The organism is Streptomyces sp. NPDC056883, from assembly GCF_042788835.1.
Taxonomy (GTDB): Bacteria; Actinomycetota; Actinomycetes; order Streptomycetales; family Streptomycetaceae; genus Streptomyces; species Streptomyces stoeckheimensis.
Genome location: NZ_JBHUBS010000008.1, coordinates 22,458 through 34,156 on the forward strand (window position 1 = coordinate 22,458; position 11,699 = coordinate 34,156).

An 11,699-nucleotide genomic window follows, 5' to 3' on the forward strand; every position below is an offset into this window, starting at 1 on the left:
GCCCCGAAGGGCGCTTGCATTGCGCGATGCCGCGGATTCTCCGGTGATGTGGATGGCCGCGTCCAGCCCATGATTCCGGAACCGGACGGGTTACGCCGTTCGCGGGGCCGCTCGGCGGGGATGTGATCGAGATCCGAGCAGGACAAGACGGCACCCTAGTGATCCCCGTCAGCCCGGGGACAATGAGGTTCGGCCGAACGGGTGAGCGGCGGCGATACCGCCGTGACGGACCGCGCGCAGGCCCCCGAGGACGCCCCCGCCGCGTGGCCGGAGGCGGACCGGCCCGGGCGCTGATAGGCTGGTATCCCGTGGACCGGTGGTCTGCCTGTGCGAATCAGGAGCCCCGAAACCGCAGCTTCGGCGCCCCCTGAGACCTTCCGGTTCGATGGTGGCCGGCGCCGGACGCACCTCACCTCGCGACCACGGGAGCCCCCTCTTGGCGATGCCGCCCAAATCCATGACGACCAAGCACATCTTCGTCACCGGGGGTGTCGCTTCCTCCCTCGGCAAGGGCCTGACGGCCTCCAGCCTGGGTGCGCTGCTGAAGGCGCGCGGTCTTCGGGTCACGATGCAGAAGCTCGACCCGTACCTCAACGTCGACCCCGGCACGATGAACCCGTTCCAGCACGGCGAGGTGTTCGTCACCAACGACGGCGCCGAGACCGACCTGGACATCGGTCACTACGAGCGCTTCCTCGACGTCGACCTCGACGGCTCGGCCAACGTCACCACCGGCCAGGTCTACTCGCAGGTCATCGCCAAGGAGCGGCGCGGCGAGTACCTCGGTGACACCGTGCAGGTCATCCCGCACATCACCAACGAGATCAAGCACCGCATCCGGCGCATGGCGACCGACGACGTCGACGTCGTCATCACCGAGGTCGGCGGCACCGTCGGCGACATCGAGTCGCTGCCGTTCCTGGAGACCGTCCGCCAGGTCCGCCACGAGGTCGGCCGCGACAACGTCTTCGTCGTGCACATCTCGCTGCTGCCCTACATCGGCCCCTCCGGCGAGCTGAAGACCAAGCCGACCCAGCACTCCGTCGCGGCGCTGCGCAACATCGGCATCCAGCCCGACGCGATCGTGCTGCGCGCCGACCGCGAGGTCCCGACCTCGATCAAGCGCAAGATCTCGCTGATGTGCGACGTCGACGAGGAGGCCGTGGTCGCCGCGATCGACGCCAAGTCGATCTACGACATCCCCAAGGTGCTGCACACCGAGGGCCTGGACGCGTACGTCGTGCGCAAGCTCGACCTGCCCTTCCGCGACGTCAACTGGACCGTCTGGGAGGACCTGCTCGACCGGGTCCACAACCCCGACCACGAGGTCAAGATCGCGCTCGTCGGCAAGTACATCGACCTGCCCGACGCCTACCTGTCGGTGACCGAGGCGCTGCGCGCCGGCGGCTTCGCCAACAAGGCCCGCGTGCAGATCAAGTGGGTCACCTCCGACGACTGCAAGACCCAGGCGGGCGCCGCGGCGCAGCTGTCCGACGTGGACGCGATCTGCGTCCCCGGCGGTTTCGGCGACCGCGGTGTCAACGGCAAGGTCGGTGCGATCACCTACGCCCGCGAGAACAAGATCCCGCTGCTCGGCCTGTGCCTGGGCCTGCAGTGCGTGGTCATCGAGGCCGCGCGCAACCTGGCGGGCATCGAGGACGCGAACTCCACCGAGTTCGACGCCTCCACCGCGAACCCGGTGATCTCCACGATGGAGGAGCAGCTGGCCTTCGTCGAGGGCGCGGGCGACCTGGGCGGCACCATGCGCCTGGGCATGTACCCGGCGAAGCTCGCCGAGGGCTCCATCGTGCGCGAGGTCTACGGCGACCAGGCGTACGTGGACGAGCGCCACCGCCACCGCTACGAGGTCAACAACTCCTACCGCGGCGAGCTGGAGAAGAAGGCCGGTCTGGTCTTCTCCGGCACCTCCCCGGACAACAAGCTCGTCGAGTACGTCGAGTACCCGCGCGAGGTCCACCCCTACCTGGTGGCCACCCAGGCCCACCCGGAGCTGCGCTCGCGCCCGACGCGCCCGCACCCGCTGTTCGCGGGTCTGGTCAAGGCGGCCGTGGAACGGCAGCAGGCCGCGAAGTAGTCGTACGGCACATACCGTAGACAGCCGGGGTACGGAGATCCGTACCCCGGCTGTCGCGCGTTGTGGAGGGCTTCGGGGTATGTCGGGCATGGAGATCAAGGACACGTCGGAATCCTGGGAGACGGTGTCGACCCAGCGGCCGTTCCAGGGCGCGAAGACGGCGGTGGCTTCCGACGAGGTGCGGATGCCGGACGGGTCCGTGGCCCGCCGCGACTACCAGGTGCACCCCGGGTCGGTGTGCGTGCTCGCCCTGGACGACGCGGGACGGGTGCTGGTGCTGAGCCAGTACCGCCACCCGGTGCGGCGGCGGCTGTGGGAGCTCCCGGCGGGGCTCCTGGACGTGGTGGGGGAGAACCCGCTGCACGGGGCGCAGCGCGAACTCGCGGAGGAGGCGCACGTCAAGGCCGAGGACTGGCGGGTGCTGGCCGACTTCTACGCGTCCCCCGGCGGCTCGGACGAGGCCACCCGCATCTTCCTCGCGCGCGGCGTCTCGGAGGCGGACGGCGAACGCTACGCGGAGTCCGGCTCGGAGGAGGCGGACATGGAGGTGACGTGGGTGCCGCTGCCCGAGCTGGTACGGGGCGTCCTGGCGGGCGAGCTGGGCAACCCCGGGCTCGTCACGGGAGCCCTGGCCCTCTCGGCGGCCCTGGCCGCCGACCCGCCCCTGACCTCCCTCCGGCCGGCGGACGCCCCGTGGCAGGCCCGTCCGTACGAGGCGTAGCCGCGGAGTGACGTTCTGACGCGCCGCACGCGCGGCGCGTCAGAAAAACTGCCCATCCGCTGATCCGATCGGGCGATTTGTCCGCCGCGCTCCACCCTGTCCGTCGCTCTGCGTGAACTACGCTCGCAATCCGAAGGCAGCGAGAGGAGCGGATCCGTGACGGATTTCGTCGGGCGGCGGCGTGAGCTCAAGGAGCTCCGCGAGGACATCGCGCGAACCGGGCTCGACACCCTCTCCGGCCGCAAGGCCAAGGCCCCGCGCGCCCGGGTGCTCCTCGTCGCGGGGCGCCCCGGCTCCGGCCGGACCGCCCTCGCCGAAGCGCTGGTGCGCGAGATCGCCGACGACTATCCCGACGGGGTGCTGAAGGTCCGGCTCACCGCCCCCACGGGCGAGGGCATCGCCACCGAGCGTGCCGTCCGCACCCTCCTGGAGGGACTGGGACAGCCCACCCCGCCCGGCGCCGGCGAGGACGATCTCAGCTCCGCCCTGCGCACGGCCCTGGCCGACCGCCGCATGGTCCTGCTCGTCGACGACGCCTCCGATCCGCACCAGGTCGACGCCCTGCTGCCGGACACCCCCGAGTGCCTGGTCGTCGTCACCTCGGAGGGCCCCCTGACCGGGATTCCGGATGTCCGCCCCTGCACCCTCGGCGGCCTGGACACCCCCTCGGCCGTCCGCATGCTGGTCCAGCGCATCGGCGACATCCGCGCAGCCAACGACCCGCGCGCGGCCGAAGCCCTCGCCGAGGAGTGCGGCGGCCAGCCCGCCGCGCTCGCCCTCGCGGGCGGCTGGCTCGCCGCACGCCCCAAAGCCTCCGTGGCGGACGTGGGCAAGCAGCTGCACGACATGCCCGCCGGGGTCGGCGGCCCGCTCGCCAAGACCTTCAGGCTCGTCTACGAATCCCTCCCGCAGCCCGCCCAGCGGACCCTGCGGCTGCTTCCGCTTGCTCCCGCCGGCCTCGTCGACTCCCACGTCGCCTCCGCACTGGCCGGCTGCTCCGTGGCCGCCGCGCAGTCGACCCTGGAGGACTTCGCCGCGCTGGGCCTGCTCAGGCCCGCCCACGACGGGCTGTACCTGCTGCCCGGCTGCCTCGCGCCGCTGCTCCAGGCCCTGCTGGAGGCCAAGGAGCGGCCTGCCGAGGTCCAGCTCGCACGGGCCCGGATGCTGGAGCGCACCGTACGGCTGCTGCTCTCCTGCCGGGCCATGGCCGAGCCGGACGAAGAGGGCCTGTACGGACCCGGCGGACCCGGCGGGGCGGTCGGGGTGCCGGAGAAGCTCGACGGGGTGCCGCGCGCGCTGCGCTTCGCCGACCGGCGGGCGGCGGAGACCTGGCTGAACACGCGGCTGCCCGCACTGCTGGCCGCCGCCTCGCTGGCCGTGGCCGACGGGGAGCTGGACACCCTGGCGCGCAGGTTCGTGGCGGCCCTCGCGCGGGCCCTGTCCGAGCACCGCGGCACCGCCGGGGCCGCGCCCGAGCTGTACGGGCTGCACCAGCTCGTGCTGGACGTGGCCGAGCGGCGCGATCTGCACCGGGAACAGGCCGCCGCGCTGCTGAACCTGGCCGATCTGGACGCCGAGACCGGCCGGACCCGGGAGGCGCTGGACCGGTACCGGGCCGCTCTGGACGCGGGAAAGGCGGCGAACGACCCGTACGCGTCGGGCCGCGCGATGGAATCCGTAGGCGGCGCGCACCAGGAGCTGGGCGACTGGCACCGGGCCTCCGACTGGTTCGGCCGGGCCCTGTCCCACGCCCTCGCGCGGGGGGAGCGCGCGGACGAGGCGCGGCTCTACGGGCGGCTGGGGAACGTGCACACCTACGCGGGCCGGTACGGGGAGGCGCTGCGGAGCTGGCGGGCGGCCTCGGCCGGCTACCGGAAACTGGCCGATGTCCCTGGCCAGGCAAAGGCGTTGAGCGAGATGGCGCGGATCCAGGAGTACGCGGGGCGGCCCGAGGAATCGCTGCACACCTGCCGGGAGGCGGTGGAGCTCGCGCGGAAGGCCGGGGACCTGCGACTTCAGGCCGCGCTCCAGGTGCGGCTGGCGGACACGCTGGACCGGCTCGGCGATCCCGCGGCTGCCAGGCTGCACAGGTCCGCGGCCGACAGATTGCTGGGAGACGACCCCGCAGCCTGCGAAATCCGCAGCGTTTCCGACTGAGATTATTGGTTTGCAAGGCTAGACAGCCGCTCATCCTTCATTAGACTGGCTTCACCAGGTCATCCTCTGGTGCATCCCGTTGCGCGTTCTTGTGGACGGGTTTGTATTGAAGTAGCCCGAAACATCCCCTGAGCCAAGGACCGTGAGCCACGATGAAGGTCGGCATCCCCCGCGAGGTCAAGAACAACGAGTTCCGGGTCGCCATCACGCCCGCCGGCGTGCATGAGCTGGTCCGCAACGGCCACCAGGTCTTCGTCGAGCAGAACGCCGGTGTGGGCTCCTCGATCACGGACGCGGAGTACGTCTCCGCCGGTGCCGAGATCCTCGGCACCGCCGACGAGGTCTGGGCCACCGCTGACCTGCTGCTGAAGGTCAAGGAGCCCATCGCCGAGGAGTACCACCGCCTCCGCAAGGACCAGACCCTCTTCACCTACCTGCACCTCGCGGCCTCCCGCGAGTGCACGGACGCCCTGCTCGAGTCCGGCACCACCGCCATCGCGTACGAGACGGTCGAGACGGCGAACCGCGCCCTCCCGCTGCTCGCCCCGATGTCCGAGGTCGCGGGCCGCCTGGCCCCGCAGGTCGGTGCCTACCACCTGATGCGTTCGGTCGGCGGCCGCGGCGTGCTCCCCGGCGGCGTCCCCGGCACCCACGCCGGCGAGTGCGTGGTCATCGGCGGCGGCGTCTCCGGCTGGAACGCCGTGCAGATCGCCGTCGGCATGGGCTTCCACGTGACCCTGCTGGACCGCGACATCAACAAGCTCCGCGAGGCCGACAAGATCTTCGGCACGAAGATCAAGACGATCGTCTCCAACGCCTTCGAGCTGGAGAAGGCCGTCATCGAGGCCGACCTCGTCATCGGCGCGGTGCTGATCCCGGGTGCGAAGGCCCCGAAGCTGGTCACCAACGAGCTCGTCGCCAAGATGAAGCCCGGAAGTGTCCTTGTCGACATTGCGATCGACCAGGGCGGCTGCTTCGAGGACTCCCGCGCGACCACCCACGCCGAGCCGACCTTCCAGGTCCACAACTCGGTCTTCTACTGCGTCGCCAACATGCCGGGCGCGGTGCCGAACACCTCCACCTACGCCCTGACCAACGCCACGCTGCCCTACATCGTGCAGCTCGCGAACCTCGGCTGGGTCGAGGCGCTGCGTCGTGACCCGGCGCTCGCGCTGGGCCTCAACACCCATGACGGCCAGGTCGTTTACCGCGAGGTCGCCGAGGCCCACGGTCTCGAGACCCTCGAGCTGAGCACCCTGCTCGGCTGAGTCGTCAACGACTGACGTCAATCTCACGTATCCGGCCGGACCTTGCTCGCGAGGTCCGGCCGGAGGCGTTCCCGGGGTCGTCCACGAGGCCGCTCAACTCGCCTCGAACGTAACCCTTTAACCCTTTCGCACACCCGCGAAACTTCCCGGCGACAGCTCGTACGCCCTTGACAGAGTGGTGTTCGGTTGCCGACACATCGCGGCGGGTCCGGCGGATTGTGTTGCCGCTGAGTGGTGACACGCCATAGAGTCGCCAACCGTCGGCATGGTGCCACGCTGACCTATCGATAAGTGTCCTGGTCACGTCCGAGGAGGTAAGACGACTTGTGAATGAGTCGACATTTGCTCCTGGAGGTGGTCGAGCAGGAGGGCCTGCGCGGGGTCAGGGTCCTGCCGGAATCGAAGCCGTGGGATCCGTAGCGGTCCGCACCTTCGCAAACCACCAGCACATGACGACGCCCCAAAAGAGCATGGACGGCCTAGACGTGAACTCCAGGGCCGGCGACCTGAGCGGCGACAAGCCCGTGGGTTTCGCCGACTACGAACAGGTGCCCGAGGGGCATTTCTACGACCCCGACGCGGAGTACGAGCCCGATCCCGAGTACGCGGCCACTCTCGCCCCCGACGCTGCCCGCCAGCGCCGTGAGCGGATCGGCCCGACCGGACGGCCGCTGCCGTACTTCCCGATCCCGGGTCCGCTGACCGACCACGGTCCGGCGACGATCATCGCGATGTGCAACCAGAAGGGCGGCGTGGGCAAGACCACGTCGACCATCAACCTGGGTGCGGCGCTCGCGGAGTACGGGCGCCGGGTGCTGCTCGTCGACTTCGACCCGCAGGGCGCGCTGTCGGTCGGCCTCGGGGTCAACCCGATGGAACTCGACCTGACGGTCTACAACCTGCTCATGGAGCGGGGCATGTCGGCCGACGAGGTGCTGCTGAAGACGGCGGTCCCCAACATGGACCTGCTGCCGAGCAACATCGACCTGTCCGCCGCCGAAGTGCAGTTGGTCAGCGAGGTCGCACGCGAGTCGACGCTGCAGCGGGCCCTGAAGCCCCTGCTGCCCGACTACGACTACATCGTGATCGACTGTCAGCCCTCGCTCGGTCTGCTGACCGTGAACGCCCTGACGGCGGCTCACAAGGTCATCGTGCCGCTGGAGTGCGAGTTCTTCGCGCTGCGCGGTGTGGCGCTGTTGACCGAGACCATCGAGAAGGTGCAGGAGCGGCTCAACCCGGAGCTGGAGCTCGACGGCATCCTCGCCACGATGTACGACTCCCGTACGGTGCACAGCCGTGAGGTGCTGGCGCGCGTCGTCGAGGCCTTCGACGACCACGTCTACCACACGGTCATCGGCCGCACGGTGCGGTTCCCGGAGACCACGGTCGCCGGCGAGCCGATCACCACGTACGCCTCCAACTCCGTCGGCGCCGCCGCCTACCGCCAGCTGGCCAGGGAGGTGCTCGCCCGGTGTCCCGCCGAGTGAGTCTGCCCGGAGCCGACGAACTGTTCCGTACGACCGGGGGGATGGCGCTGACCTCCTCCTCGCCGAACTCGGCGCGGGGCGTGGAGCACGCGGCGGCGGCCGCGGAGGGCACGGCGGGAGAGGGCCGCAGCCGGGAGGCTGAGGCCGGCACGCAGCCGGGCGTCGGCCCGCAGCGGCGTTCGCAGGAAGGTTCCGGTAACGCCGTCCCCGCCCCCACCCCCGGTCGGGGCAAGGGGCCGGGCCGCGGTGCGAACCGGCGGCCCAGCGGGCGCGAGCGGCACGACGAGAAGATCACGGTCTACGTCTCCGCGGAGGAGCTCATGGACCTGGAACACGCGCGGCTGGTGCTGCGCGGGGAGCACGGCCTGGCGGTCGACCGGGGCCGGATCGTGCGGGAGGCCGTCGCGGTGGTCCTGGCGGACCTGGAGTCCCGCGGTGACGCGAGCATCCTGGTGCGTCGGCTGCGGGGGCGCTGAGCCCCTGCGGCGGCGCGGGCGGGCCTGCGGGGCGAAGTCCCCTACCCGCCCTTCCTCCGTTCCCCGGGCTGCGCCCGGACCCCCCTGGGGCTCCGCCCCAGACCCCGGTCCTCAAACGCCGGACGGCTGAAAAGACTCAAGCGCCGCCCGGAGTCCCCGGTGCTCCGGCGCGGTCGTGCGTGGGAGGCTTAGGGGCTCGGGCTCCGGCCCCTGTTCGTCAGCCGTTCGTTCCGCACCACCCTGGACCGCGATGCCCCCTCCCGCCGAACCCGGCCTGCCGCCCCGCCGCTCGCTGGGCCGCGGCCCGGGTGCTCCCGTAGCGGCCCCAGGGGCTCCGGCCGGGGCCGGGGCGGCCCCGGAGGCCCCCGGCGGCCCCGAGGGGCCCGGGGAGGCCGGGGAGCCCGTAGCGGCTCCCGTAGCGGCTCCTGCCGTAGCGGCCGAGCCCGCGGCCGGGCCGGACCCCGTCGGGGACGGCCGGTTCACGGTGCACCTCGGGAACTTCGAGGGGCCCTTCGACCTGCTGCTGCAGTTGATCTCCCGGCACAAGCTCGACGTCACCGAGGTCGCGCTGTCCGAGGTCACCAACGAGTTCATGGCGCACATCCGTGCCATGGGGCCCGACTGGGACCTCGACCAGACGACCGAGTTCCTCGTCGTCGCCGCCACCCTGCTCGACCTGAAGGCGGCCCGGCTGCTGCCCGTCGCCGAGGTCGAGGACGAGGCGGACCTCGCGCTGCTGGAGGCCCGGGACCTGCTGTTCGCGCGGCTGCTGCAGTACCGGGCGTACAAGCGGATCGCCGAGATCTTCCAGGACCGGGCCGAGACCGAGGGCAAGCGCTACCCCCGCACCGTCGGGCTGGAGCCCCACCTCGCCGAGCTGCTCCCCGAGGTGGTCATCGGCATCGGCGGCGAGGGGCTGGCGCGGCTCGCGGTCAAGGCCATGCAGCCCCGGGCGAAGCCGCAGGTGTACGTGGACCACATCCACGCGCCCCTCGTGAGCGTCCGGGAGCAGGCCGGGCTGGTCGTGGCGCTGCTCAAGGCCAGGGGCGAGGCCACCTTCCAGGAGCTCACCGAGGACGCCGCGGACACCCTGACCGTCGTGGCGCGCTTCCTGGCCCTCCTGGAGCTCTACCGGGAGAAGGCGGTCGTCCTGGACCAGGGGGAGGCCCTCAAGACGCTCACGGTGCGCTGGAGCGGCGGGGACGGGGACGGCATGCCGACGGTGACGGACGAGTTCGATCGGATCGTGGAGGTCAAGGAATGAACGACGTGACGACCCCCGTGGCCGCACTGGCACTGAAGCCGGCCCTGGAGGCCGTCCTCATGGTCGTGGACGAGCCGGCGACCGAGGCGCACCTGGCCAAGGTGCTGGAGCGGACCCCCCGCGAGGTCGCGGTGGCGCTGCGCGAGCTGGCGGACGAGTACGAGGCCCAGGGCCGCGGATTCGAATTGCGGCTCGTCGCCGGGGGCTGGCGGTTCTACAGCCGGGCGGACTGCGCGCCGGCGGTGGAGGCCTTCGTCCTGGACGGCCAGCAGGCCCGTCTCACCCAGGCGGCGCTGGAGACCATGGCCGTCGTCGCGTACCGCCAGCCGGTCAGCCGGTCGCGGGTCTCGGCGGTCCGCGGAGTCAACTGCGACGGGGTCATGCGCACCCTCCTCCAGCGGGGTCTGGTGGAGGAGGCGGGGACGGAACCCGAAACAGGTGCGATCCTGTACAGGACGACGAACTACTTTCTGGAGCGGATGGGCCTGCGTGGCCTGGACGAGCTCCCGGAGCTCGCGCCCTTCCTCCCCGAGGCGGACGCGATCGAAGCCGAGACGCAAGAGGGTGTTCCGTCGTTCGATCCGGACTCTCCGGATACCGATGAAGACGACAAGACGACGGAACTTTGATGCGAAGCAGCGGCAACGGCAACGGTGGCGGCAACAGGAACAGCGGCGGCGGTGGTGGCGGGCGCGGTGGCTCCCCCCGCGGCGGCTCCTCCAGCGGCGGTGGCTACCGCGGTGGCGGCAGCGGCTCGGGCGGCGGCTCCCGCGGCGGCAGCTCGGGCGGTGGCTACCAGGGCGGTGGCTCCCGCGGCGGCTCCTCCGGCGGTGGCTACCAGGGTGGCGGCAGCTCCGGCGGCGGCTCCCGCGGCGGCTCCTCCGGCGGTGGCTACCAGGGTGGCGGCAGCTCCGGCGGCGGCTCCCGCGGCGGCAGCTCCGGTGGCGGCTACCAGGGCGGCGGCTCCCGCGGCGGCAGCTCGGGCGGCGGCTACCAGGGTGGCGGCTCCTCCGGCGGCTACCAGGGCGGCGGCTCCGACCGCGACCGCGAGCAGGCCCCCCGCATCCGCAACCCCCGCCCCGAGGAGCGTCGCTACGACGTGGGCCCCGAGGGTGAGCGCAACGGCCGTGGCGGTGCCAAGGCGGGCGGCGGCGGTGCCCGTGGCGCGGCCGACGGCAACCGTGGTGGCGGCGCCCGTGGCGCTGCGGCCCGCGGTGGCGCCAAGGGCGGCCCGAAGGTCTCCCGCACTCCCGGGATCGGCGGCGCCGGCGGCCCGCGCATCGGCCCCGGCTCCCGCAGCGGCCGTGCCAAGCCGCGCGAGCTGGAGGCGCGGATCGAGGAGCGCGTGCGCGACCGGTACGCCGACAAGCCCGTGATCAAGACCCCGAAGACCTTCCCGGGTGCCGAGGAGGAGGGTGAGCGTCTGCAGAAGGTGCTCGCCCGGGCCGGCATGGGTTCGCGCCGTTCGTGCGAGGAGCTCATCGAGCAGGCGCGCGTCGAGGTCAACGGCGAGATCGTCCTGGAGCAGGGCAAGCGCGTGAAGCCCACGGACGAGATCAAGGTGGACGGCCTGACCGTCGCCACCCAGTCGTACCTGTTCTTCGCGCTGAACAAGCCGGCCGGCGTCGTCTCCACCATGGAGGACCCGGACGGCCGCCAGTGCCTCGGCGACTACGTCACCAACCGCGAGACGCGTCTCTTCCACGTCGGCCGGCTCGACACCGAGACCGAGGGCATCATCCTGCTCACCAATCACGGTGAGCTGGCCCACCGCCTCACGCACCCGAAGTACGGCGTGAAGAAGACCTACGTCGCCGCGATCACCGGTCCGCTGCCGCGCGACATCGGCAAGCGCCTCAAGGACGGCATCGAGCTGGAGGACGGCTACGCCCGCGCCGACCACTTCCGCGTCGTCGACCAGCTCGGCAAGAACTACCTGGTCGAGGTGACCCTCCACGAGGGCCGCAAGCACATCGTCCGCCGCATGCTGGCCGAGGCCGGCTTCCCGGTCGAGAAGCTCGTGCGGACCTCCTTCGGCCCGATCGAGCTCGGCGACCAGAAGTCCGGCTGGCTGCGCCGCCTGACCAACACCGAGGTCGGCATGCTCATGCGCGAGGTCGGTCTGTAGGACCCCGTCAGTACCCCGGCCTCCTGAAGGCCTCCAGAAAACCCGCGGTGCCCTTCGGCATCGCGGGTTTTCTGGTTGTGCCCGGCCCCCAACCCTGTTTATA

9 protein-coding genes are annotated in these 11,699 nt (G+C 71.5%); all 9 read left to right on the plus strand.

Going from position 1 to position 11,699, the window contains the following annotated elements; translation table 11 throughout:
- Positions 1-442 precede the first annotated feature (442 nt).
- The 9 genes from ACFRU2_RS20705 to ACFRU2_RS20745 all read left to right on the plus strand — a co-directional run bounded on the left by ACFRU2_RS20705 (position 443) and on the right by ACFRU2_RS20745 (position 11,596).
- Positions 443-2,095 (plus strand): CTP synthase, encoded by a 1,653-nt coding sequence (locus ACFRU2_RS20705; protein WP_382974067.1) that lies wholly within the window; start codon positions 443-445, stop codon positions 2,093-2,095.
- Between the two features lie 88 nt (positions 2,096-2,183).
- Entirely contained in the window at positions 2,184-2,816 is a 633-nt protein-coding gene (locus ACFRU2_RS20710; protein ID WP_382974614.1) for an NUDIX domain-containing protein, read from the plus strand.
- 156 nt (positions 2,817-2,972) lie between these two features.
- Positions 2,973-4,973: an AAA family ATPase gene (locus ACFRU2_RS20715; RefSeq protein WP_382974068.1), complete on the plus strand. Its 2,001-nt coding sequence runs from the start codon at positions 2,973-2,975 to the stop codon at positions 4,971-4,973.
- A 152-nt stretch (positions 4,974-5,125) separates the two neighbouring features.
- Entirely contained in the window at positions 5,126-6,241 is a 1,116-nt protein-coding gene (gene ald / locus ACFRU2_RS20720) for an alanine dehydrogenase (RefSeq protein ID WP_266876781.1), read from the plus strand.
- 449 nt (positions 6,242-6,690) lie between these two features.
- Entirely contained in the window at positions 6,691-7,728 is a 1,038-nt protein-coding gene (locus tag ACFRU2_RS20725) for a ParA family protein (protein ID WP_266958946.1), read from the plus strand.
- A complete protein-coding gene (locus tag ACFRU2_RS20730; protein ID WP_382974071.1) occupies positions 7,713-8,204 on the plus strand; it encodes a hypothetical protein in 492 nt (163 codons plus the stop codon). The genes ACFRU2_RS20725 and ACFRU2_RS20730 overlap by 16 nt, the downstream gene beginning before the upstream one ends.
- A gap of 250 nt (positions 8,205-8,454) precedes the next feature.
- The gene (locus ACFRU2_RS20735; protein ID WP_382974073.1) at positions 8,455-9,468 is read left to right on the plus strand and encodes a segregation and condensation protein A; all 1,014 of its coding nucleotides are present in this window, start codon (positions 8,455-8,457) and stop codon (positions 9,466-9,468) included.
- Entirely contained in the window at positions 9,465-10,097 is a 633-nt protein-coding gene (scpB, locus tag ACFRU2_RS20740) for an SMC-Scp complex subunit ScpB (protein WP_382974074.1), read from the plus strand. The genes ACFRU2_RS20735 and scpB overlap by 4 nt, the downstream gene beginning before the upstream one ends.
- The gene (locus tag ACFRU2_RS20745; RefSeq protein WP_382974076.1) at positions 10,097-11,596 is read left to right on the plus strand and encodes a pseudouridine synthase; all 1,500 of its coding nucleotides are present in this window, start codon (positions 10,097-10,099) and stop codon (positions 11,594-11,596) included. The genes scpB and ACFRU2_RS20745 overlap by 1 nt, the downstream gene beginning before the upstream one ends.
- Positions 11,597-11,699: the final 103 nt, after the last annotated feature.